Origin of the sequence: Halohasta litorea, assembly GCF_024494645.1 — an archaeon.
Lineage (GTDB): Archaea > Halobacteriota > Halobacteria > Halobacteriales > Haloferacaceae > Halohasta > Halohasta litorea.
Genome location: NZ_JANHDJ010000002.1, coordinates 24,988 through 46,551, shown reverse-complemented (window position 1 = coordinate 46,551; position 21,564 = coordinate 24,988). Strand labels below are relative to the sequence as shown.

At 63.8% G+C, this 21,564-nt stretch carries 24 protein-coding genes; 12 read left to right on the top strand and 12 right to left on the bottom strand.

The window, feature by feature from the left end:
• The first annotated feature begins 37 nt into the window (after positions 1-37).
• The 5 genes from NO877_RS05005 to NO877_RS04985 all read left to right on the top strand — a co-directional run bounded on the left by NO877_RS05005 (position 38) and on the right by NO877_RS04985 (position 3,950).
• On the top strand, positions 38-499 hold the full coding sequence (locus tag NO877_RS05005; RefSeq protein WP_256395222.1) for a PTS sugar transporter subunit IIA: 462 nt from the start codon (positions 38-40) through the stop codon (positions 497-499).
• Complete coding sequence (locus NO877_RS05000; protein WP_256395848.1) at positions 499-759, top strand: HPr family phosphocarrier protein; 261 nt, start codon at positions 499-501, stop codon at positions 757-759. Before NO877_RS05005 ends, NO877_RS05000 begins: the two co-directional genes overlap by 1 nt.
• Complete coding sequence (gene ptsP, locus NO877_RS04995; RefSeq protein ID WP_256395221.1) at positions 759-2,459, top strand: phosphoenolpyruvate--protein phosphotransferase; 1,701 nt, start codon at positions 759-761, stop codon at positions 2,457-2,459. The genes NO877_RS05000 and ptsP overlap by 1 nt, the downstream gene beginning before the upstream one ends.
• Entirely contained in the window at positions 2,456-2,950 is a 495-nt protein-coding gene (locus tag NO877_RS04990) for a PTS fructose transporter subunit IIB (RefSeq protein WP_256395220.1), read from the top strand. Before ptsP ends, NO877_RS04990 begins: the two co-directional genes overlap by 4 nt.
• Positions 2,951-3,161: 211 nt before the next feature.
• Positions 3,162-3,950: a class I fructose-bisphosphate aldolase gene (locus NO877_RS04985; protein WP_256395219.1), complete on the top strand. Its 789-nt coding sequence runs from the start codon at positions 3,162-3,164 to the stop codon at positions 3,948-3,950.
• A 165-nt stretch (positions 3,951-4,115) separates the two neighbouring features.
• Here NO877_RS04985 and NO877_RS04980 read toward each other — a convergent pair whose 3' ends face one another.
• The 5 genes from NO877_RS04980 to NO877_RS04960 all read right to left on the bottom strand — a co-directional run bounded on the left by NO877_RS04980 (position 4,116) and on the right by NO877_RS04960 (position 9,744).
• On the bottom strand, positions 4,116-4,649 hold the full coding sequence (locus NO877_RS04980) for a KH domain-containing protein (RefSeq protein WP_256395218.1): 534 nt from the start codon (positions 4,647-4,649) through the stop codon (positions 4,116-4,118).
• Between the two features lie 63 nt (positions 4,650-4,712).
• Complete coding sequence (rio1, locus tag NO877_RS04975; RefSeq protein WP_256395217.1) at positions 4,713-5,576, bottom strand: serine/threonine-protein kinase Rio1; 864 nt, start codon at positions 5,574-5,576, stop codon at positions 4,713-4,715.
• Entirely contained in the window at positions 5,573-8,101 is a 2,529-nt protein-coding gene (locus tag NO877_RS04970) for a type IV pilin N-terminal domain-containing protein (RefSeq protein ID WP_256395216.1), read from the bottom strand. The genes rio1 and NO877_RS04970 overlap by 4 nt, the downstream gene beginning before the upstream one ends.
• A 267-nt stretch (positions 8,102-8,368) precedes the next feature.
• Entirely contained in the window at positions 8,369-8,653 is a 285-nt protein-coding gene (eif1A, locus tag NO877_RS04965) for a translation initiation factor eIF-1A (RefSeq protein WP_256395215.1), read from the bottom strand.
• A gap of 104 nt (positions 8,654-8,757) precedes the next feature.
• Positions 8,758-9,744, bottom strand: coding sequence for a tyrosine--tRNA ligase (locus tag NO877_RS04960; RefSeq protein ID WP_256395214.1), 987 nt, complete (start codon positions 9,742-9,744; stop codon positions 8,758-8,760).
• Between the two features lie 166 nt (positions 9,745-9,910).
• Between NO877_RS04960 and NO877_RS04955 the strand changes: the two genes are divergently transcribed.
• Positions 9,911-10,666, top strand: coding sequence for a ferritin-like domain-containing protein (locus NO877_RS04955; protein WP_256395213.1), 756 nt, complete (start codon positions 9,911-9,913; stop codon positions 10,664-10,666).
• An 83-nt stretch (positions 10,667-10,749) separates the two neighbouring features.
• Here the strand turns inward: NO877_RS04955 and NO877_RS04950 are convergent, their stop codons facing one another.
• The 3 genes from NO877_RS04950 to rnz all read right to left on the bottom strand — a co-directional run bounded on the left by NO877_RS04950 (position 10,750) and on the right by rnz (position 14,213).
• Positions 10,750-12,723, bottom strand: a complete 1,974-nt coding sequence (locus NO877_RS04950) for a DUF460 domain-containing protein (RefSeq protein WP_256395212.1) — start codon at positions 12,721-12,723, stop codon at positions 10,750-10,752.
• 49 nt (positions 12,724-12,772) lie between these two features.
• Positions 12,773-13,189, bottom strand: coding sequence for a hypothetical protein (locus NO877_RS04945; RefSeq protein ID WP_256395211.1), 417 nt, complete (start codon positions 13,187-13,189; stop codon positions 12,773-12,775).
• 94 nt (positions 13,190-13,283) lie between these two features.
• Positions 13,284-14,213, bottom strand: a complete 930-nt coding sequence (rnz, locus tag NO877_RS04940; RefSeq protein ID WP_256395210.1) for a ribonuclease Z — start codon at positions 14,211-14,213, stop codon at positions 13,284-13,286.
• Between the two features lie 290 nt (positions 14,214-14,503).
• Here rnz and NO877_RS04935 point away from each other — a divergent pair, with 290 nt between their 5' ends.
• Positions 14,504-15,589, top strand: a complete 1,086-nt coding sequence (locus tag NO877_RS04935) for a DUF7282 domain-containing protein (RefSeq protein ID WP_256395209.1) — start codon at positions 14,504-14,506, stop codon at positions 15,587-15,589.
• Between the two features lie 70 nt (positions 15,590-15,659).
• Here the strand turns inward: NO877_RS04935 and NO877_RS04930 are convergent, their stop codons facing one another.
• Positions 15,660-16,457: a ZIP family metal transporter gene (locus NO877_RS04930; RefSeq protein WP_256395208.1), complete on the bottom strand. Its 798-nt coding sequence runs from the start codon at positions 16,455-16,457 to the stop codon at positions 15,660-15,662.
• A gap of 182 nt (positions 16,458-16,639) precedes the next feature.
• Between NO877_RS04930 and NO877_RS04925 the strand changes: the two genes are divergently transcribed.
• Entirely contained in the window at positions 16,640-16,900 is a 261-nt protein-coding gene (locus NO877_RS04925) for a glutathione S-transferase N-terminal domain-containing protein (RefSeq protein WP_256395207.1), read from the top strand.
• 14 nt (positions 16,901-16,914) lie between these two features.
• Here the strand turns inward: NO877_RS04925 and NO877_RS04920 are convergent, their stop codons facing one another.
• Positions 16,915-17,616 carry an SDR family NAD(P)-dependent oxidoreductase gene (locus NO877_RS04920; RefSeq protein ID WP_256395206.1) on the bottom strand — a complete coding sequence of 234 codons (702 nt, stop codon included), beginning with the start codon at positions 17,614-17,616 and terminating at the stop codon, positions 16,915-16,917.
• A 96-nt stretch (positions 17,617-17,712) separates the two neighbouring features.
• On the opposite strand from NO877_RS04920, the gene NO877_RS04915 reads away from it, so the two are divergent.
• Together NO877_RS04915 and NO877_RS04910 are read left to right on the top strand one after the other, a co-directional pair.
• Positions 17,713-18,744 (top strand): AAA family ATPase, encoded by a 1,032-nt coding sequence (locus NO877_RS04915; RefSeq protein ID WP_256395847.1) that lies wholly within the window; start codon positions 17,713-17,715, stop codon positions 18,742-18,744.
• 3 nt (positions 18,745-18,747) lie between these two features.
• Positions 18,748-19,356, top strand: coding sequence for a protein sorting system archaetidylserine decarboxylase (locus NO877_RS04910; RefSeq protein WP_256395205.1), 609 nt, complete (start codon positions 18,748-18,750; stop codon positions 19,354-19,356).
• A gap of 13 nt (positions 19,357-19,369) precedes the next feature.
• Here NO877_RS04910 and NO877_RS04905 read toward each other — a convergent pair whose 3' ends face one another.
• The gene (locus NO877_RS04905) at positions 19,370-19,912 is read right to left on the bottom strand and encodes a CDP-2,3-bis-(O-geranylgeranyl)-sn-glycerol synthase (protein ID WP_256395204.1); all 543 of its coding nucleotides are present in this window, start codon (positions 19,910-19,912) and stop codon (positions 19,370-19,372) included.
• Positions 19,913-20,036: 124 nt separating this feature from the next.
• Here NO877_RS04905 and hisF point away from each other — a divergent pair, with 124 nt between their 5' ends.
• Both hisF and NO877_RS04895 read left to right on the top strand, forming a co-directional pair.
• Positions 20,037-20,849, top strand: coding sequence for an imidazole glycerol phosphate synthase subunit HisF (gene hisF / locus NO877_RS04900; protein ID WP_256395203.1), 813 nt, complete (start codon positions 20,037-20,039; stop codon positions 20,847-20,849).
• Positions 20,850-20,977: 128 nt separating this feature from the next.
• Complete coding sequence (locus NO877_RS04895; protein WP_256395202.1) at positions 20,978-21,214, top strand: DUF7511 domain-containing protein; 237 nt, start codon at positions 20,978-20,980, stop codon at positions 21,212-21,214.
• Between the two features lie 65 nt (positions 21,215-21,279).
• Here NO877_RS04895 and NO877_RS04890 read toward each other — a convergent pair whose 3' ends face one another.
• On the bottom strand, positions 21,280-21,564 hold the full coding sequence (locus NO877_RS04890; RefSeq protein WP_256395201.1) for a DNA-directed RNA polymerase subunit L: 285 nt from the start codon (positions 21,562-21,564) through the stop codon (positions 21,280-21,282).

The window sequence follows — 21,564 nt, the reverse complement described above, 5'->3', positions numbered from 1 at the left end:
CGACTCACCACACTCCCTTTCGAAGACCACTCATACAATGACAGACGCAACTCACCAACCGCTGATACCCGACCTGATCGACCTGACGAACGAACCCGAAACCAAACCCGAAGCCATCGAATCGCTCCTGGACCTCGCCGTCGAGGCCGGTCGCGTCGACGACCGCGAGCAGGCACTGGCGGACCTGCGGGCCCGCGAGGCGGAGGCCACCACCGGCGTCGGCATGGGAATCGGCATCCCCCACGCCAAAAGCGAGGCCGTCGTCTCGCCGACGATCGCCTTTATGCGAGCGCCCGACGGGATCGACTTCGATTCGATGGACGACGAGCCCGTCCGGCTGCTGTTTCTGCTGTTGGTCCCCGCCCAAGGCGGCGACGAGCACCTCCAGATGCTCAGCTCGCTGTCGCGGTCGCTGATGCACGAGGAGACGCGAACCGCGCTGTTGGAGGCCGATTCGCCCGGCCGCGTCGAGTCGATCGTCCTGGAGGCCGTCGAATGATCGAACGCACCGTGACGGTCGTCCCCGAGGACGGCCTGCACGCCCGGCCCGCCTCGCAGGTCGTCGAAGCCGCCAGCGAGTACGAGAGTCGGGTCACCGTCGGCCCTGCTGGCGGCGAGAGCGTCGACGCATCGAGCATGCTCGCGGTCACCAGTTTGGGCGTCGGCTCCGGCGACGCGGTCGACCTGACTGCCGACGGCGAAGACGAACAGGCAGCCCTCGACGAACTCGAAACGATCCTGACCACCCCCGAATCATAATGCTCGACAACCCACACAAGACCCGCACCATCTCCGGTATCAGCGCGACGCCGCTGTCGGGACTCGGCACCGCCCGCTGGTATCGCTCCGGCGAGCGACCGGACCCCGGGGAGGTATCGGCCGCTGACCCCGAAACCGAAAGACAGCGGTTTGACGACGCCCAAGAAGCCGCCCGCGAGGAGCTCGAAACCGAACGCGAGCAGACACGGGAGCGCGTCGGCAGCGAGGAGGCCGCGGTCTTCGATGCCCACCTCCAGTTCCTCGACGACCCACAGCTCACCGACCCAATCGAGGCCGCAATCGCCGACGGCGCGGCCGCCGAGGAGGCCGTCGACAAGGCGTTCGGCGGCGCCATCGAGCAGTTCGAAGGCATGGAGGGCATGATGGCCGAACGCGCCGACGACCTCAGAGACATCCGGGACCGACTGCTCCGGCTGCTCTCGGGCGGCGAGCGAACCGACCTCACCGATCTCCCGGAAGGGACTGTCCTCTTCGCCGAGCGACTCACCCCGAGCGACACGGCCCAGCTCGATCCCGACACGATCGCCGGTTTTGTAACGATGACCGGCGGGCGGACCTCACACGTCTCGATTTTCGCCCGGTCGCTCGGCATTCCGGCGGTCGTCGGCGCTGGCGAGGAACTCGCGGAGATCCGCGAGGCGACCAAAGTTGCCATCGACGCCGAGCGGGAGGTCGTCGTCGCCAATCCCGACGCCGCGGTCCGCGAGCAGGTCACCGCCGGACGCGACGTGACGGTCCGGGAGAACCGCGTCGAAACCAGAGACGGAACCGAGATCGAAGTGGCGGCCAACATCGGCACGGCCGCCGAACTCGACGGCGCGGTCGACCAGGGAGCCGACGGTATCGGCCTCTTCCGGACCGAGTTCCTGTTTTTGGATCGCGAGAGCCCGCCGAGCGAGGACGAACAGTTCGAGAGCTACGTCGAGGCGCTCGACGCGTTTCCCGAGGGGCGGGTCGTCGTCCGTACCCTCGATATCGGCGGCGACAAACCGATTCCATATCTCGACCTCCCCGAGGAGGAAAACCCCTTCCTGGGGAACCGCGGGATTCGGCGCTCGCTCGACGCGGACAGCGACCTCTTCGAGAGCCAGCTTCGGGCCCTCCTGCGGGCGGCCGCCGCGGGCAAAGGCACGCTGTCGGTGATGTTCCCGCTTGTCTCGACCATCGAGGAACTCACTGCGGCCCTCGACGCGGTCGACCGCGTCGCGAGCGACCTCGACGATGAGGGGATCGACTACGCCCAGCCGGAACTCGGCGTGATGATCGAGACGCCCGCAGCGGTCCTCATGGCCCCGGAGTTCGCCGAGCGGGTCGACTTCCTCTCGATCGGGACGAACGATCTCGCCCAGTACGTGATGGCCGCCGACCGGGAAAACGAGGCCGTCGCGGAGCTCCACGACCCACAGCAGCCCGCAGTACTGCGGGCGATCGACCGGGCGGTCGAGGCCGCCCATGCGAACGACTCCTGGATCGGGATGTGCGGCGAGATGGCTGGCGATCCCGACCTCACGGAACTGCTCGTCGGGCTCGGACTCGACGAACTGAGTATGAGTGCAGTCACCGTTCCGGCAGTCAAAGCGAACATTACTGAAATCGATCGCTCGGAGGCTGTCGACCGTCGTGACCGTGCGCTCACAAAAAACACTAAATCAATGGTTACCAAAACGGTGAACCAATGAAACTCGTCGCTATCACCGCCTGTCCGACCGGGATCGCACACAGCCAGATGGCAGCCGAAAACATCCAGACGACCGCCGAGGAACGCGGCCACGAGATCCACGTCGAAGTCCAGGGTGCGATGGGGACGGAAAACGAAATCCCGGATGACACCCTCGCGGCAGCCGACGCGGTGATCATCGCCGCCGACACTTCGGTCCAGCAGGATCGCTTCGGCGACCACGTCGTCGTCAAGGCGAGCGTCAAAGACGGTGTCAACGACGCTGACGGCCTCATCGACGAGGCCATCGAGCGCGCTGGCGGTGAGACAGCCGCCGAGGACGCCGAGACGGCCACCGCAGACAGCGAAACGGTCGGTTCCGACACGGACGATTCGGCGATGACCGACGAGCCAGCAACCGAGTCGACGCCACCGGCCGAGACGGAGCCGACCGAATCCGAATCGGCCGACTCCGGCGGCGTTATCGCCCGGCTCAAGCGACTGTTTTCCTGATCGGAGACGGGCGGTTTTGAATCTGCGACAGGCGCTGTTTGTGGGTTGCCTCGCCGAGCAGGAGTAGTACCGCGTACGGTCTCCCACCAGCCCGCAGTACAGCGATTAGACGATCCCGATTGTTCAGTAGATATATTTTACCAGCAAAAACAAACAAAAACAATTCTATTCAGTATTATTTAGTGAGTGTCTATGCTTGTTTCAGCTAGCGATGACCGACCTGACCCACTCTCCACTGACGCGAGACGGAAAATCGATCGTTCTGGCACACGACCACGGGCTCGAACACGGCCCGACGGCGTTTTCGGCGGTTCCCGACCGACTCGACCCCGAGACGGTCTTCGAGATGGCGACCCACGATGCGGTCACCGCCTTTGCCGTCCAGAAGGGCCTGGCAAAACAGTACTACCCCTCCTACGAGGATTCGGTAAACCTCCTGGCCAAATGCAACGGCTCAAGCAGCCTCCGCTCCGGCGAGCCGTTTTCACCGCAGACGTGGTCGGTCGAACACGCCGCCGAGCTGGGGGCCGACGCCATCGGCTACACCGTCTACCCCGGCACGAACACCGAACACGAGATGTTCGAGGACTTTTATAAGGTCCAGGAGGCCGCCGAGGACCGGGACCTCCCGGTGGCGATGTGGTCCTACCCCCGCGGCCAGCCGATCAAGGAACACCGGCACCCCGACACCATCGCGTATGCGACCCGGATCGGCCTCGAACTCGGCGCTGACTTCGTGAAGGTCAAATACCCCCGCAGCGGCGAGGCGATGGCCCACGCGGTCGACGCATCCGGCAACTGTAACGTCCTGCTCAGCGGCGGCTCGAAAAGCGACGACCTGACCTTCCTCTCGATGGTCGAAACCGCCATCGACGCCGGGGCCAGCGGGCTGGCGGTCGGCCGCAACGTCTGGCAGCACGACGATCCCATGTCCCTCCTGGATGCCCTCGAAAAAGTCGTCTTCGAGGAGCAGTCGGCCGAAGCGGCGCTCGGTCAGTAGGCGACCGAGCTGCAGGATACCGGCTCACACCACACTCCGACGTCTCGACCCGCCACACTCCTTCGAGACTGCGACCGTGAACCCACAGGTGAGTACCAACTGTGGGTCGAGCCTGTACTACTGTGGCGGACAACTACTCACCGAGAAAAACCGGCACCGGTGCTGTCAGGCCAGATCCGGACCGCCCGTCAGCTCGCGGTGTTTCCGTTCGAGATACGAGTAGACCGCGCCGTGTGGCGCGCCATCCAGGATCATCCCGGTCGCCCGGCGGACGGCCTCGACCTCTTCGGGATCGCCGATCATCCCGATCGTCGACCCGTAAATAACGACATCCGCGCCGGAGAGTTCCTCCATCAACTCGCGGGTCCGGCCGTTCTCCCCGATGAGTCGGCCTTTCTGCCGTCGGAGGTCGTTGTCGTTGCGGGTCTTGTCGCTGATGTCGATCAGATCGAACATCCGCATCTCGTCGTCCAGAAGCGACAGTGCGGCATCAGGCTTAAAGCCGCGACCGATCGCCCGGACGATGTCAGGTGCCACGAGCGCGGTGACCGGATCGCCGACCGACTCGATGGCGACCGAGCCGGATTCGGAGTCGATGTCGAGCCGCACCTCCGAGCGGGACTCGATCGCCCGCATCGTCTCGCCACCCTCGCCGATCAGGACCCCGATCCGGTCCTGTGGAACCTTTACGTGTTGCATACCACCGCTACCCGGCGTATCCGTTTAAGAGTGTTCCTGTCGGCCCGGTCGTCCGCCGAAGGCTCACCGACTCGGATCGGCCTCGACATCGGTTACGAACTCGTAGAGTTCGTCGTCGGTGACCGCAAGGCCCTGTCGACGGAAAAACGAGGCCACGTTCTCGCAGTCCCGGTCAAGGAAATCATCCGAGTTCGGGTGGTGGACCGTCACGGCTTGACCGAGATCGATGATGACGAGTTCGCCGTCGTGGATGATCATGTTGTACTCCGAGAGGTCGCCGTGGACCAGCCCCGCGCTGTAGAGGCGGCGCATATACTCCCGGACGACCTCGTAGGCCGTCTGTGGGTTTTCGACCTCGACTTCGGCGAGTCGGCGGGCTCGATCCTCGACGAGCCCCACGAGTTCCATCACGAGTACGTTGCGCTCGACAGCGATCGGGTTCGGGACCCGAACCCCGGCCCGCTGGGCGCGTTCGAGGTTGGCGTACTCCTTGCGCACCCACGCGAGGACGACCTGGCCCTTGTCGTTGCTGATCCCCTCGAAGCGGGGGTCGCCCTCCAGATAGTCCCGCATCTGTTTAAAGGCGGAGGCGTTGATCCGGTAGACTTTGACCGCGACCTCCTCGCCCTCGCCGCCGAGGGCTTCGTAGACGTTGGCCTCCTTGCCGGTCGAGATCGGCCCGCCGAAGGCCTCGATGTAGCCGTCGCCGACGAGTTTATAGAGGGCTCCGAACGTCGCATCGTCGAAGACCGACTGTTCGACCTTGAACTGGTCGGCGTCTTTGATTCGCTTGCGGAACTCCTCGAACTCCCGGTCCCGGCGGCGAGCAATGCGGTCTGCCTCGGTGTCGCTGACGTCGATCTGCTCCCACTCGTCGCCGGGTGGGGCTGATACGTCGGTGTCGACCAGGCCGAACTCGTCGGTCATTGGTGACTGTATGCCGTGAAGCGGGAAAAGTCTCGTCGGTCACACCCGCCAGAGCTGTCACTCCGCTGTATCGACAGCCAGCGTCTCGCCGGTCGCAGTGATCGTTTGGTTGTTGACCGTCCGCTCGGCGTAGCTTCGACGGCGTAGACAGTCCCCGCCTCCAGGCCCGATATTTCGGCAGTAAACGGGGTCGGTGCTGTGGTCGTGGTTTCGGCGAACTCGAACTGGGGCTCACTGAACGTCGGTGCCGAGACCACTCGCAGACCCTCGGGCGGCTCACCGCTGTCGCCGGTGGTAAAGTACAGCTCGTCGTAGTCGCCGATATTCTCACTGGAATCCCACGTCTGGTTGAGTTCTCCGGCGACGTAGACCCGGACTTCCTCACCGTCGTCGGTGTACTCGACCGTGATCTCGAACGGCTCGCCTCGCGGAATCTTGTCGGAATCCTGGATGAAGTCGTCCCAGTCACCGATCTCGTCGATCGCATTCGAGTCCGAGGTATCGTCGGTCGGTTCGTCCCGGAGTGCTCCAACGATTACGGCAGTGTCCGATCCGGCGAGGTACTCGTAGGTCCGGTTCGTTCCGGGGTACAGCGGCGTGTTGTCGTGGACCCACGTGTCGTGGGCATATCCAGCCGGATCGGTCTGGAACCCACCCGCGCCGATCAGTTCGTCTTCCTCTGGGTCGCTCGTGAACCCGACTGACCGTTGGGTGCGGTAGCGGACGGAAAGATCCATTTCATCCAACTCGGCGATGTTCGTCAACTCCCCGTCGACTTCGATACTGTTCGGCCCGGTCGCACGCCGATCGAGGGTCACGATCACCGGTTCGTCAGTCGTGAATGGGACTTCCTGGCCCGTGCCAGTAATCTTCGGTGCGGCACCACCCGACTCGACGGCACGGGCGTAGTAGACGTAGCTGCTGTTGGGTTCCAGCCCGTGGACGGTCGTGCTGAACGTCCGTGAGCTGTCGAGGCCGGTCGCGGCCGTGGTGTTGGCGACCTCGGTTCCGTCGGGCGTTTCGACGACGAACGAGAGATCCGTCTCACCCAAGCTCTCCAGGAGCTCGCCTTCGAATCGGACGCTCTCGGCTCCGACCGCCGTCGGCTCGCGTGTCTCGACCAGTTTCTCGGTTTGGATCGCGACGGTCTCACCGGTCGTATTGATCGTCTGGCCGTTGATTTCCCGTTCGGCATAGGCTTCGACGAAGTAAGCCGTGTCCGGCTGCAGCCCTGAGACGGAACCGGTGAAGCTCGTCGCCGAGTCGGTCGTATCGACGAATTCGGTCCGTTCCGAGCCGATCGTCGGCGACGAGACGAGCCGTAGCGTGTTGCCACCCTCCCGAGTCGAGAAGTACAGCTCGTCGTAGTCGCCGATGTTGTTGGTGTTGTCCCACGTCCATTCGTGTTGACCCTCGACGTAGACCCGGACTTCCTCGCTGTCGTCGGTGTATTCGACCGTGATCTCGAACGGCTCGCCGACCGGGACGTTGTTGTCATCACGGATAAAATCGAAGTCACCGATCCCCTCGATAGCGAACTCCTCGGATTCGAACGTCTCCTCGGTTTCCGGCTCCGATCGAAGCGTTGCGACGATTTCGGAGACCTGGCTCTCCGCATAATATTCGTAGGTCCGGTTAGTTCCTGGAAGCAGTCGCGTATTGTCGTGGACCCAGCGGCCGTCATGGGTGTAGCCGTCAGGGTCTTCGTCCTCGGTGAATTCGCCGTGGGCGATCACTTCGTCGCCGTTGTCGTCGGGCTTGCCGTTGAACTCGACTGGCCGTTGCTGTCGGTAGCGGATGAATAGCTCCGTCTCGTCGAGGGCCCCGAGTTCGGTGAGCTCGCTCGTAAGTTCGATCCGATCGCTTCCGAGTGCGTTCGTCTCGACAGTGGTGACGCCCAGCTCATCGGGTTCGATTACCGAGAGGTCGATCGTCTGTGTCTCCTCGCCGTCGTCGGCGGTCAGCGTCGTCTCACCGGTCCGTGTGCCGGTGATCGTCGAGTCGTCCTCGTCGAGATCGATAACCGTCGCATCCGAACCCGTCAGCTCGGCATCGTCCGAAAGCGTGTAGTTGATCGATGGCTCCTCATACATGAACACGGGGCCGGTTTCGCCCTCGACCAGGAGGAGGAACTCTAGACCGAACGTCTCGCTGTGGACGACTGACTGTGACGGCTCGTGGACGACTCGCAGCGAAACGTCTCCGGCCAACGGCTCGAATTCGTCGTTCGAGATCTGCATTCCCCCGACGAACTGGTCGCCGACGCCGTCGAACTCCTCCAGAGGAATCGTCCGCTTGCCGTCCAACAACACGACCGTCTCGGAGGCGTTCAGCTCGTCACCTCCGAAATGTTCGAGCTCCACGCGGTCGACAGCGAGCTCGCTTTCGATATCCGTTACCGGGTCGCCCCCAAGGTCGTTCTGCCACTCGGTCAGCGTGACAGCCCCCGTGGCGGTCACCGTCAGCGAGACGATCACCGTCAACAACACGACGCCGATCACATCGGACTGGCTACGTGTACCCATTCCAAACGGCCCTCCCGACGTCCCCACCATCGGAACTACTCAGGTCGACCAGTTGGGGAATACCCCGTCGGACCGAGTAGCCATTCATTACAGCAAATTGTACATACTCTTTGATAAAAGTGTACCGTAAACGAACTACTCTTTGAAAACCGTCTGCCGTATACGACCTGCCGAATACCGTCGTTGGGCGTTGGCTATGGTTGGCTCCGCTGTCGGGAGATCGGAGCAAGGAGGTCGATGGGGCCGAGAGGAAACGCCGAATCGGGGCTACTGCAGATGGCCTTCGTCGCGGAGCTGTTCGGCCTCGGAGTTCTCGTAGCGCCACGTGATGTCGGCCTTCTCGTCTTGCCAGTCCCACGGCTCGACGAGGACGATATCGTTCTCGCGGATCCAGATCCGTTTCTGCATCCGGCCGGGGATCCGGGCGGTGCGCTCGGTGCCGTCGGCACAGCGGACGGTAACGCGGTTCGCCCCGAGCATGTTCGTTACTTCGGCGAAGACCTCGTCATCGTCTGGCATTCGGAGGTCACGTCGCCCCTCGTTTTCGCTCATAGGTGTCGATTGGAAATCATCCAATGTAAAAACGCGGGTTCCGCACTCGCACATCTGCAGTAGTCTGTTGACGTACCTGTGGTTTTGCTACGCTGGGCGCAACACTACGCGTCGAGTTGCTGTCGGCCCGGTGCGATCAGCGCGTCGAGTTCAGCTGCCAGCGCGCCTTTGGCATCCATCGGGTGGAGTTCGCCCGACTCCATGTCGGCCGCCAGTGCCTCGTAGCTGTCGTATTCGAGATCGCCGCCGTACTCGTCGGGCCGTTCGACGACCACGGTGTCGACCCGCGGGAAGACGTGGTATTTGAACAGCTGGAGGACGGGGTTCTCCCGCTCGTTGCCTTCATCGTCGGGGTCGGGGTCGGCCGTCGGCGGGCAGTAGGCGTCGGTTACTTTCTCCTGGATTTCCTCGCTGGAGTCGTCCATCGAGATCGTCACCCCGTCGCTGGAGGACATCTTGCCGACGCCAGTAGAGAGGTCGGCGATGATCGGCGTGTGGAGAGCGGGCCGCACGTCGTAGCCGAGTTCGGGTAGGGTCTCCCGTGCGAGCATGTGGACCTTCCGCTGGTCGAGCCCGCCGACCGCGAGGTCGACGTCCAGGTACTCGATATCGAGCGCCTGCATCAGGGGGTAGACCATCTGGGAGACCTTGGCGTGGTCGCCGCGCTGGATCTCGGCCATCGACCGCTTGGCCCGCGAGAGGGTCGTCTCCAGTTCAGCCGCGTGGAGATCGAGCGTATACTCCTCGTCGAGTTGGAACTCCGAGCCCAGGACGAACTCGGTTTGCTCGGCGTCGAGGCCGTAGGCGATGAACTGCTCTTGCATCCGCTCGGCAGTCTCGCGGATCTCCTCGAAGGTGCCCTTGTCGTTCAGGTAGGCGTGAACGTCGGCCAGCAGGACGGTGACCTCGAAGCCCGCCTCCTGGAGGTCGATCAGTTTGGTGGCCGTCAGCATATGACCGATGTGGAGGACGCCGGAGGGTTCGTAGCCGACATAGGCTCGCTTGCCCTCGGGGCTGTTGGCTAGCGTGCGAACCTCGTCGTCGGTGACCACCTCATCGGCGTTGCGGGTGATCAACTCGTAGGCGTCCATGCACGTCTCTCGGGTCAGCGCTGTAAAATGACTTCTGAATGTCGACGCCGCCCGTCGAGAGCGGGGACCCGAGCCGAGTGGTATGTATCTGATCAAAAGGCGGCTGTCACGCTACCATAAATGGGTAATAAACAATACTGTCAGTGGGTTGCTACCATCTATCCGGATGGTAGACGACTCCAAGACAGATAGCCGACAGCGAAGCACAGTATCGAACAGTCGACGACGGTTCCTCGGTGGCACTGCTGGCGCGCTCGGCGTGGTCGGCGTCGGCAGCGCGTTCACGATGCCCGCCCTCGCCGGGGGCGGCCCGGAACCGACCGGTGACGACGAGCCCCCGGAGGCCGTCGACAGCGAGTTCGACGACGACGTCGACATCCTGAACTACGCCCGCACGCTCGAACTCCTCGAAGCGCGGTTCTACGAGGCGGCTCTCGACAACATCGAGAAAGACGACATCCTCCACATGGGCGTTGTCGACAAAGTCGACGACCACCTCGACTCGGGCGTCGGGAAGAAAGCCGGAAATATGGCCTTCGAGTACCTGTACGACGAGATCCAGGTCATCCAGGAACACGAAGAGATCCACGCCGAGGTTCTCGGTGACGTCATCGAGGATCTCGGTGGGGATCCGGTCGACGAACCCGACTTCGACTTCGGCGAGGCCGTCGAAGACCCCCAAGAGTTCATCGAGACCGCAGCCCTGCTCGAAGACACGGGTGTCGCGGCCTACGCCGGGGCCGCCACGGAGATCGAAGATCCGGACCTCATTCCGCCCGCACTCAGTATCCACAGTGTGGAAGGTCGACACGCGTCGTTCGTCCGCGTGCTCGGCGGTGACAGCGGCTTCCCCAACGCCTTCGACAACCCGCTCCCCCGGGACGATGTCGAAGAGCTCATCGAGCCGTTCATCGACGACTGAGCCGGCCTCGGACCGGATCGCACGGCGAGCGGTGGCCCCACGCAGGCCTCGCTGATGGCCTGCACTCGACGCTGCTCTTCTTTTTAACTCCCGCTACTTTTCGTGTCGGCGCGGTGTTCGCTGATCAGTTCGTCGACCATGCTCGCTTTCTGTTCGCGTTCCCGCTCTTCGGCCCGCCGTTCCCAATCCTCGATCACGGCCTCGATCTCGCTGTCGTCGACCACCGCGAGTTCGTCGATCTCCTGGATCGATACGTCCTCCGCAGGGCCGACCGGAATCCCTGCTTCAAAAAGCACCTCGTCGGCCACGTCCGACAGCCCGCCCTCCCGGAGGACGACCCGCGGTTCGATGTCGGCCAGCATTTCGGCCGTACTGCGTCCGGCCCCCGAGGCATCCCGGAAGTAGATGATGTCGCCGCTCGTGAGGCCGAACTGCTCGTCGGCGGCCTCGATGGCGCGGTTGGTGAACTGCTCGACCATCTTCACCGACACGAGGTTCCGGTCGCCCGCCCAGTCGACGTTCGAGTGGTCGAGCTTCCAGAGCTCCTTGAGTCGATCCAGCTTCGATTCGAGTTCCTCGGCCCGCTCGACGGCCTCGTCGCGCTCCCGTTCCAAGCGGTTGATCTCGCGGTTGCGCTGGGAGATCTCCCGCCGCTCCCGTGCCTCCCGGCGCTCCTCGCGGCGGGCCTCCGAGAGCTCCTGTTTGTACTCCTCGATGGTTTCGTCACGCTCGTCGAGTTTCGCCTCCAGCTCGTCGGTGTGGCTCTGGAGCCGCTCTACTTGCTCCTCTAACCGCTTGATCCGCTGTTCTTCCTCGGAGAGCTCACGGACCTCGTGGGTCGACTCCTCGCTGTCGGCCTCCTCGTCGTCCGACAGTTCTCGCAGGGCGGCCTCGACCGACGCGCCGCCAGCGACGACGTGGGCGATCACCTCCTCGCGGTCGAACTGCCGGGGAGTCTTCTCGGCGATCCGGTCGAACTGGTCTTCGTGGTCGTCGTAGGCGTACAGCGCCGCGGCCATCGCGTCCCGCTCGTGGTCGTTTTCGTACTCGTGGTCCCGGGCCCGGTGGACCTTCTCGTCGACCGGAATATCGCTCGGCGGCACCCACCGCGTTGCATCGAAGCTCCGCCGGAACTTTTCGACCGTCTCGGGCATCGGCGTCACGTCGGCGGCGACGATGAGCGGTCGACCGCGATCAATGAGCCACTCGATGACCGCAGCAGTGTCTGCCGTCCGACTCGAAAAGCGGTCCAGGACACGGCCATCGAGCGAGACGACCGCCGCTGCAGTGGTCGTTCCTGGATCGATGCCGACGATCACCCGATCCCGGCGTTTCACCAGCGGCTCGTAGCTGATCCCGTCGCGTTGTTCGCGTTCGATCTCGATCCGCGTGTCGCCGGAACGGTGGGTCGACACTGGCAGTTCGTCGGGCGTCGCCTCCACAGTAAAGATCGCATTCGAATAGCCGCCGTACTTTTCAGTGGCGTCCTTTTCGAAGTCGAGATTCGCCTCGCTGAGCTTGGATTCGACCTTTTTGGCCATCCGCTTGACGCTGCCGTGGATGCGGCGCGTATACCGATCTTGGCTCCAGCCACCCTTGCCGGTCGACCGACCCCGGGCGACCTTGACGGTCGTGGTGTTCGTAAACGCCGAGACCTCACAGCCGACGTTGGCGGCGGCGAGTCGGGCGGCGGCCTCGGCCTCCTGCATCGGTTTCTTGCCGTAGGGGACGCCGTGGCGGGTGGCGACCCGCGAGAGCGGTTCGGGCCGTTCATCGCCGGTCACCTGCACGAGCGTTGTCGCGGAGGGAAGCCGTCGCAGGAAGCCAACGAGGGCGTCTTTGTCCTCGGCGAGCTCGTAGGCGTTGTCGGTCGCCAACAGCCCCGGCTCCTCGGATTTGATCAGTCGACAGAGCTTACGGAACGAGACCACGTCCCGCTCGATCTGGCCGTCATCGAGCACAGCGAGCGCATAGGAGGGTGCATCGCCGCGAATGTCGCCGCTCTGGATGTCGACGCCGAACACCGGCCCGTCGAGTGCGTTCGTCCGGACGGTCACACTCCTGATAGAACCGCAGGCAGTAAATACTCCACGCCGGGACCGGCGACTACTCGACGGTCGCCGGGGTTGTGTCGTGGTCGTCAGCAACATCGGCGGTGGTCAGCACCCGCGCCGCATCCGTGACCGACGTTCCCATCTCGGGGCCGGTTTTGCGGACGAACGCGTGGTAGGAACCCACCGCCGACAGCTCGGTCGGCGGTCGACCGGCCGCGAGAATCACTGGCAGCCTCGGCCGCTCACGCCGGAGCGACCGGTGAAAGATCCCGATACGGGCGGGCGAGAACTCCCAATCGAGCACGACGCAGCCGACCCCGCCGTCGGCGACCGTCTCGCGGGCCGCCGAGAGCCGCGACACCGACCGCACGCCCATCGCTGGGGACCGCCGCACCGCCGCAGCCGTGTACTCCTCGAACAGGCAGTCGTCGGTGACCACGAGCAGTCGAACCGCGGGGGCGACCGTCATATATAGTCGGTGGCTACCGCTGCCCAAAACCGCTGCTAAGAGGCCTATTGTGTGCTCCATACTCGTCCCGATGGAACGGGAAAGTAGTCCGCGCCTACTCGTTGGGGTACGGGAGTTCGACGGTCTGGCCGTCGCTTGCAATGAAGGCCTCGCCGTCGAAGGCGGCGTCGGCTTCCCGCTCGATGGGGGAGGGATCGCCCCCGTACCGCGAAGAAATGTGTGTCAACGCGAGTCGGTCGGCTCCCGCTCGGGCGGCGATCTCACCAGCTTCGCCGCCGGTCGAGTGAGCGGTCTTTCGGGCTCGCTCGTCGTTGTCGGCCGCGAAGGTCGCATCGTGGATCAGCAGGTCGGCCCCGTCGGCGATCTCGACTGTGGCGTCGACCGGGCGCGTATCGCCCGTATACACCACCTTCCGGCCGGGGCGTGGCTTGCCGACGACTTCCTCGGGCTCGATGACGCGGCCGTCGTCGAGTTCGACTGCCTCTCCGGCGTGGAGTCGACCATACGCGGGTCCTGGCGGAATCCCGAGTTCCTCTTCGGCCTTTTTACGGTCGAACCGACCGGGCCGGTCGTCCTCGACCAGCGCGTAGCCGACCGCGTTGGTCTGGTGGTGGGTTTGAAAGGCCCGAACCTCGTACTCGTCGGTCTCGCGGACAACGTCACCGGCGCTGATCTCGACGATCTCGACCGGAAACGCCGGGCTGTAGTCGCCGACGGTGAGCAGGGTCTCGATGTCGTGGCCCGTCCCCTGCGGGGTGTAGATTGTCAGTGGCTCTTCCCGGCCGTTGAAGCTCCAGGACTGGACGAGTCCTGGAATCCCGAGAATGTGGTCGCCGTGGAGGTGGGTAATAAAAAGGGCCGTCACATCGAAGCCGGTGCCGAACCGCATCATCTGTCGCTGTGTGCCCTCCCCACAGTCGAACAGCAGGCCGTCGCCCTCGCGGTTGATAAAGATCGCACTGGGGGCCCGGTCGGTCGTCGGCACGGCCCCGCTGGTGCCGAGAAAGGTCACACGTAACGACATGGAGGGGAGTCGACCGCGGGCGACTAAACGCCCTTCGGAACGCCCGCCGACCGTCGGCGGCTCCTGTCGCGGTCGAACCCCAACCGAGTGCCAACCGGCTACCGCGTGATAGACGGCCGATTGTCACGGATACCGATCCATAGGAAGCGATAGCGGGTCGATACACAGAGTAAGCTCACCAAGAATTCGGGGAGCGTGGCAACCCACTGAAACGGTCGTCTCGGTTTATTCATCGTGGCATGAACTGGTGTGGCAACGAGGCTCACTGCCGGTGGCCCACGAGATTTCCAATGTATGAACCCAGATCAGTCGGCCTCACCGTTCTCGCAGTGGTGGTACTCCTCTCGCTGGGGACTGCAGGCGTTGCGGTCGGAGCCGACACAGCCGACGCCTCGGTATCGTCCGCGCCGTTGCAGGTAGACGACAGCGAGATCACCGTCGACGACGGCGAGTCAGACGACGAACCACCGGACGACGATCCTGGAGAGTCCTTCGACGTGAGCGAACTCGACGCGCCTGACGAAGTGGCTGTCGGCGAGACGGTGACGGTGACCGCAACCGTCTCGAACCCCAACGAGTTCGAGACGACCCAGCCGGTCGAGTTCCGGTTCGACGGCGACGTGGTCGACCGGTCGACGGTGACCATCGATGCCGACAGCGACCGCACCGTTTCGATCGAGCTCGACACCGAAGCCCTCGACGTCGGCAGCTACATCCACGGCTACCTGACGACCGACCGCGGCGAGCAGGCGGTAGTTGAGGTGATTCCGGTCGCCGAGATCGAGTTCGACGCCGAGAAGACCGACGACGAGTCGGTCGTCGTCGACCGGGTGCGGCTCTCTGAGGGTGGCTTCGTCGTCATCACCGACGACGATGGCTCGGTCATCGGCGTCTCGTCGTATCTCGACAGGGGAAGCTACCAAGACATCGAGATCGACCTCACCAACGAGGTCGACGTTGAGACCACCCTGACCGCAGTCACGGTCCTGGATGCGGACGACGACGAAACTTTCGACGCCGACGAGGACGACCAACCGTACACCGATGTCGACGGTGAGCCGGTCACCGACAGCGAACCCGTGCCTGCCGAGGATGACGACGAAGACGATGCGGACGAAGACGACGCGGGCGATGCCAACGAATCGAACGAGAGCGACGTCGACGATGACGACCCGGAGAGAGACGGTGCCAACGAGACAAACGAAACGGACGGGACTGACGGAGACGCCGAAAACGCCAGTGATGAACAGCCGCCGGATACCGAATCGGAGCCGGAACCCGACGAGGCCAACGAGTCGACGGACGAGGATGACACTGACGAGGAGGTGCCGGAGCCCGAAGACGACGCAGATGAGGAAGATGAAGACGACGAATAAGAACCCGGCTATCGAACCAGCCCCCTCTCCCGCAGTAGATGCTACGTATGGTGTCGTAGGCGTCGACTACTCAGACGTATCGGAGCGGTAGCATCAACAGCACCCCGAAGGCGATCCCGCCGACCAGTTCGGGTTTCCCGCCGCGGGGGACGTTCTCGCCGAGATCAAGCGCCTCGGGGATGAACTCCGAGAGGACCAGATAGATCATCGCCCCGGCCGCAAAGCCGAAGCCAAAGGGGAGGAACTCCCGGGCGACCCGGACGAAGCCGAAGGCGAGCACCGCGCCGATCGGCTGGGGAAGACTCGAAAAGACGGCCCACCAGACCAGTTTCCAGTTGGCGACGCCCATCGATTTGAGCGGGATCGAGATCGCCGTCCCCTCGGGGATGTTGTGGATCGAGATGGCGACAGTCATGAAGATCGCCAACACGGGGACGGTCGCCCCGAGGATCTGCGTGCCGCCCGCCAGCCCGAGATCCGCGAAGGAGACGCCGACCGCGACCCCCTCGGGGAAGCTGTGGACCGTCAGGATGCCGAGGATAAGAACGAGCTTCTTGAAATCGGCCTCCTCGTACTCCTGGGGGTCGATCTCGGCGTCGACGATGATCTCATGGGCGACGACAACAAGCACCACGCCCGCGGCCATCCCCACGGCAATCTCCCACCCGCTGCCCTCGGCGAGTCCCTCCTCGATGAGCCCGAACAGCGACGCCGAAACCATGATCCCGGAGGCCAGACCCCACAGGAGGATGTTCCGGCGGTCGCTGATCGTCTCGAAGAAGAAAAACGGCAACGCGCCGATCCCGGTCGCCAGGGCGGTGATGAACCCGGCAACGAAGACGAAGGTGAGGTTACCCAGTAATTCCATCAACAGACACTACTATGTGCTGAAAAATAAACCATCCGCCAGCCGAGCGGAACACGGCCTCGATCGATCGAACGGCAGTAAATCGAGTTGAAATCGCGTATTCCGAGGAAATCCACGACGGTCGACCGGTTGCAGAAGCGGGACGGTTTTGTAGCTGGCAGTCCTACCGGCGGCCGATAGTTATGCTCGAACTGTACCAGTCCGAAGGCTGCCCGCACTGTGCGAAGGTCCGTGAAAAGCTCTCGGAACTCGGCGTCTCCTACGTCAGCCACAACCCCCGGCTGCCCGGCGACGTGGGCGGCGACGTGACCAACGACGTTACGCATGACGAACTCACCGCGGGCGGCGCGGATCAGATCCCGTATCTCGTTGACTCCGCGCGGGGCGTGACGATGTACGAAAGCGATGATATCGTCGCGTATCTCGACGAACACTACAGCTAACCCGCGCCCTATTTTTAAAACTCCTCGACGTGGGGCCGAACGTCGACTTCGAGCGACCACGCCGAGCGATCCTGTTCGACGAGCTGCCAGTAGGAGTCGGCGATCGCGTCGGGATCCAGGAACTCCTCGGCGTCGCGGTCGGGATACTGCTCAACGACGCTCGGTGTCGCGATCTGGCCGTCGATGACGACGTGGGCAACGTGGACACCCTCTGGACCGAGTTCGCGGGCCATCGACTCGGCCATCCCGCGGTTGCTGAATTTTGCCGCGCTGAATCCCAGTGCCCCGTCACGGCCACGCAGTGCCGAGGTCGCGCCGGTGAAAATGACCGTGCCGCCCCCGCCGTCGAGCATGTCGTCGACGGCCTCTTGGGAACAACACAGTGCGCCGTACGACGACACGCGCCAGGCGTCTTCGAACTCTTCATGGGTGATCTCTTCGATCCCCTTCCAGGAGCCGCCGCTGGCGTGGTTGACGAGGATATCGACTGGGCCGAAGGCCTCCCGAACCGCCGCGAAGCCAGCGGCGACTGCCTCTGGGTCGGTGATGTCGGTCGGGACGGCCAAAGCGTCGTCGCCGAGGTCGGCGGCGAGCTCGTCGAGATAGTCCTTCGACCGGGCGAAAAGGCCGACCTGACAGCCCTCCGCGAGGAATTTGCGTGCGAGCGATTCTCCGAGTCCTGGACCGACACCGGCAATAACTGCGGTTCGTGCCATATCGGACCGATGGGGCCCGACTCCAAAACCGTGGGTGTCGCCGACCGGAGCACCGCAACCGACCGATTCATCACCACGGAGTCGATAGGGTCGCCAATGGACGCGCCGCTGTGGATCGACACCTACGCGCCCGCCCTCTCGGAGCTCCCCCAGCCGGAGGTCGTCGAACGCCTCGATCGGACCGTCGGCGAACCGATGAACCTCGTCCTTCAGGGCCCGCCGGGCGTCGGCAAAACCGCCGCCGCACGGGCACTGGCCCGTGAGGTCCACGAGGACGCCGAGGCCGACCTGATCGAACTCAACGTGGCGGATTTCTTCGACCGAACCAAAAAAGAGATCAGCAACGACCCCCGCTTCGAGGGGTTCCTCACGGGTCGGAGTCGCATGTCGAAACGCGATATGATCAGCCACGTCCTCAAGGAGTCGGCGAGCCACGCACCCGTCTCGGGGAACTTCAAAACCATTCTCCTTGACAACGCCGAGGCGATCCGCGAGGACTTCCAGCAGGCCCTGCGTCGGGTGATGGAACAACACCACCGGACCACCCAGTTCGTCTTCACGACCCGGCAGCCCGCCAAACTCATCGCGCCGATCAACTCGCGGTGTTTCCCGGTACCGATGCGGGCGCCCACGACCGACGAAACCATCGCCGTCCTGGAGGGGATCTGTGAGGCCGAAGGCGTCGACCATGACGAGGCGGGCCTGGAATTCGTCGCCAGCGCGGCGGGCGGCAATCTCCGGCGGGCGATTCTCACCGCCCAGACGACCGCCACGCAGAACGACGAACTCACGATGCAAACAGCGTACGAAACGCTGGGCGATATCGGTGACGACGACGAGATATTGAGCGCGCTCACCGAGGCCCGCGACGGCGACCTCAAATCGGCCCGCAAGACGGTCGATGACCTACTGGCCGACGAGGGGTACGACGGCAACGAACTGCTGGGCGAACTCCTGCGGGTCGCCCGCTCGCGGTCGGAGTTCGGGACGAGCGACATCACCCGCCTCCATGCACTGGCGGGCGAGGTCGATCTCGAACTTACCGAGGGACTCGACGACCGCCTCCACCTCACCCACCTGCTGGCCGCGTGGGCCGAGGGGCGAACCGAACTGCGATCGACGGCCTAATCCATGACCGGACTCCCCTACGCCGTCGCCTCGGGCGGCTGGCGGTATGCGATTGCCTACTTCGCCCTCGCGCTGCCCGCCGCCGTCTTCGCCCCGCCGCTCGCAGCCGTCGCGCTGGCACTCGGTGTCGGCTCGCTGTGGTTCCATCGTGATCCGGAGCGAACGCCGCCCGAATCGGGCATTATCGCGCCTGCGGACGGGCACATCTCGGTCATCCGCGAAGAGGGCGACCGGCTCCGGGTTGGGACGTTTATGAACGTCACCGATGTCCACATCAACCGCGCGCCGACCGCGGGGACCGTGAAGACGGTTGACCACCGTCCTGGAGCCTACAAACCCGCCTTCTCGAAGGATTCGGACCGCAACGAGCAGGTGGTCATCGACTGTGGCGAGTACCACGTTATTCAGATTGCGGGCTGGTTCGCCCGCCGGATTCACCCATACGTCGAACCGGGCGACGAACTGGTTCGGGGCCAGCGCATCGGCCACATCTCCTTCGGCAGCCGGGTCGATGTGCTGTTACCCTCTGCCTACTCACGAGAGGATCTGCTGGTCGAGAAAGGTGAGGCCGTCACGGCTGGCGAAACGCGGATCGTTGAAGACGCTATTTAAAAGTAGGTGCCGACTACCACGGCTCGTCTTTCGCGCCGATTTTGAACGCGATGACGTTGGTGCCGACGTGCAGCAGCGGCGTTATAACGAGGATCACGGCGAGAACGCCGGGCGTAAACGTCGAGAGGAACCAGTCGCCCGCGACGAGAAACGCGAGGAGGAGCGAGCCGACGACGAAATCGAGTTGATCCAGTCCAGGAAAGGCAGCGCCGCGCTCGCGGCCGCTCCGGCGTTTGATAAAGGAGGCACCGATATCGCCGACCATCGCGCCGAACGCAAGCGCGACCGCGGCGTGGAGCGGGAACGTCGGCAGCGAGAATCCGAGGGCCGACGAGAGCGGTGCGTTAACCGCGTTGAGGCCCAGCGCCAGCAGGACGCCGACAAGGGTGCCGACGGCGGTGCCGCGCCACGTTTTCCCGTCGCCCAGTACGCGCCGTCCATCCCACGTGCGGCCGCCGTCGATGGGGCGACCCCCACCGGCCAGAACCGCCGCGTTGTTCGGGACGTAGGCGGGCAACATCGCCCAAAACGCCGTCGCCACGAGTGAACCGACCATACCGATGGCAGGCGAAGCCGGTTGATAAGTTCCCGCGGTTCGGCGCGACCGCCGCCTCCCGTGGCCCAATATTCATGCCGGTCGAAACGATGAAACCACCGACCCGCCTACCGTCCGGTATCCAATGCTGACAAAGCGCATCATCCCCTGTATCGACGTCGACATCGACGACGAGGGCAACCCCGCCGTCTACACCGGCGTCAACTTCGAGGACCTCAAATACACCGGCGACCCCGTCGAGATGGCCAAAGCCTACAACGCCGCGGGTGCCGACGAGTTCGTCTTCCTGGATATCACCGCCTCCGCCGAGGGTCGGGAAACCATGCTCGAAACCGTCTCGCAGGTCGCCGACGAGTGTTTCATTCCACTGACAGTAGGCGGCGGCATCCGAACGAAGGAGGATATCAAAGAGACCCTCCGGGCGGGCGCGGACAAGGTCTCGATCAACACCGCGGCGCTCCAGCGACCCGAACTCATCACCGAGGGCGCCGAAGCCTTCGGCAGCCAGTGTATCGTGATCTCGGTCGACGCCCGCCGCCGATTCGACGACGAGGGCGAGTATTACGCGACCGTCGACGGCGAGGAATGTTGGTTCGAGTGTACGATCAAGGGTGGCCGCGAAGGCACCGGCCGCGATGTCGTCGCATGGGCGATCGAAGCCGAAGAGCGCGGCGCGGGCGAGCTGTTCGTCAACTCTATCGACACCGACGGCACCAAGGACGGCTACGATATTCCGCTGACAAAGGCGGTCTGTGACAACGTCTCGACGCCGGTGATCGCCTCCTCGGGCTGTGGCTCGCCGGATCACATGGCCGAGGTGTTCACCGAGGCCGGAGCCGACGCCGGACTGGCGGCCTCGATCTTCCACTTCGACGAGTACTCGATCCAGGAGGTCAAACAACACCTCCAGTCGCAGGGAATTCCCGTTCGGCGCTGATCGACGGTATCCGGACGGTGACTATCACTCGCGCCGCAGTCGGGTGGTAAGCGAACGGTAACTACCTGTCACTCAGTAGTCTCCACGGAATGGCAACAGATTTTATGCGGGGCCCCAATCGTTCCGACGTGCCCTCCACTAACAACCCCCTCCAGAGCACCGTCATCGAACCGTTGCTGTGGTCGATCGGTGAAACCCCCCCTGACCTCTCGACGGAGGTCATCTTCGAGGGACGAACCACGACGACAGCTGACGGCCGAGAGGAGTATACGGTCTCCCCCAGTGAGTTGTCGCCCCACGACCGGATGACACACTGGTTGACCGTCGACTCGACACACGTGGTCTCGCTCGAAAACAGCCGGTAAAGACGGTCGAAACCGGAAGGACGGCCGCTTATTTTTTACTACGCTATGCTACTTCGCCTCGCCGATCAGACCGCGGCTTCGAAGGCGTCGCTGAAGCTGTCTGTCGCCTCCCGAACGGAGCCAGCGGCGGTCGCCAGCGCGTCCAGGGGATCGAGTCCGTCCTCGGTCGTAATCGAGAGCACGGGATCGGTCTGTCCACCCGACTGCTCGGGGTTCACATCGTAGGTCGCCGCCGAGACGCCCTCGGTCTCCAGGAGCTGGCCTTTGAGGACGTTCATAAAGGTGTGGTCCTCGCCGGCGATCTCGATGCGGAGTTCCGTCTCTGTCTTCTCGATAACCCGCAGTTCCAT

Coding starts and splice junctions, on each gene's coding strand:
- NO877_RS05005 (WP_256395222.1), top strand. CDS start 38: ATGACAGACGCAACTCACCAACCGCTGATACCCGACCTGATCGACCTG.
- ptsP (WP_256395221.1), top strand. CDS start 759: ATGCTCGACAACCCACACAAGACCCGCACCATCTCCGGTATCAGCGCG.
- NO877_RS04990 (WP_256395220.1), top strand. CDS start 2,456: ATGAAACTCGTCGCTATCACCGCCTGTCCGACCGGGATCGCACACAGC.
- NO877_RS04985 (WP_256395219.1), top strand. CDS start 3,162: ATGACCGACCTGACCCACTCTCCACTGACGCGAGACGGAAAATCGATC.
- NO877_RS04980 (WP_256395218.1), bottom strand. CDS start 4,649: ATGCAACACGTAAAGGTTCCACAGGACCGGATCGGGGTCCTGATCGGC.
- rio1 (WP_256395217.1), bottom strand. CDS start 5,576: ATGACCGACGAGTTCGGCCTGGTCGACACCGACGTATCAGCCCCACCC.
- NO877_RS04970 (WP_256395216.1), bottom strand. CDS start 8,101: ATGGGTACACGTAGCCAGTCCGATGTGATCGGCGTCGTGTTGTTGACG.
- eif1A (WP_256395215.1), bottom strand. CDS start 8,653: ATGAGCGAAAACGAGGGGCGACGTGACCTCCGAATGCCAGACGATGAC.
- NO877_RS04960 (WP_256395214.1), bottom strand. CDS start 9,744: ATGGACGCCTACGAGTTGATCACCCGCAACGCCGATGAGGTGGTCACC.
- NO877_RS04955 (WP_256395213.1), top strand. CDS start 9,911: ATGGTAGACGACTCCAAGACAGATAGCCGACAGCGAAGCACAGTATCG.
- NO877_RS04945 (WP_256395211.1), bottom strand. CDS start 13,189: ATGACGGTCGCCCCCGCGGTTCGACTGCTCGTGGTCACCGACGACTGC.
- rnz (WP_256395210.1), bottom strand. CDS start 14,213: ATGTCGTTACGTGTGACCTTTCTCGGCACCAGCGGGGCCGTGCCGACG.
- NO877_RS04935 (WP_256395209.1), top strand. CDS start 14,504: ATGTATGAACCCAGATCAGTCGGCCTCACCGTTCTCGCAGTGGTGGTA.
- NO877_RS04930 (WP_256395208.1), bottom strand. CDS start 16,457: ATGGAATTACTGGGTAACCTCACCTTCGTCTTCGTTGCCGGGTTCATC.
- NO877_RS04925 (WP_256395207.1), top strand. CDS start 16,640: ATGCTCGAACTGTACCAGTCCGAAGGCTGCCCGCACTGTGCGAAGGTC.
- NO877_RS04920 (WP_256395206.1), bottom strand. CDS start 17,616: ATGGCACGAACCGCAGTTATTGCCGGTGTCGGTCCAGGACTCGGAGAA.
- NO877_RS04915 (WP_256395847.1), top strand. CDS start 17,713: ATGGACGCGCCGCTGTGGATCGACACCTACGCGCCCGCCCTCTCGGAG.
- NO877_RS04910 (WP_256395205.1), top strand. CDS start 18,748: ATGACCGGACTCCCCTACGCCGTCGCCTCGGGCGGCTGGCGGTATGCG.
- NO877_RS04905 (WP_256395204.1), bottom strand. CDS start 19,912: ATGGTCGGTTCACTCGTGGCGACGGCGTTTTGGGCGATGTTGCCCGCC.
- hisF (WP_256395203.1), top strand. CDS start 20,037: ATGCTGACAAAGCGCATCATCCCCTGTATCGACGTCGACATCGACGAC.
- NO877_RS04890 (WP_256395201.1), bottom strand. CDS start 21,564: ATGGAACTGCGGGTTATCGAGAAGACAGAGACGGAACTCCGCATCGAG.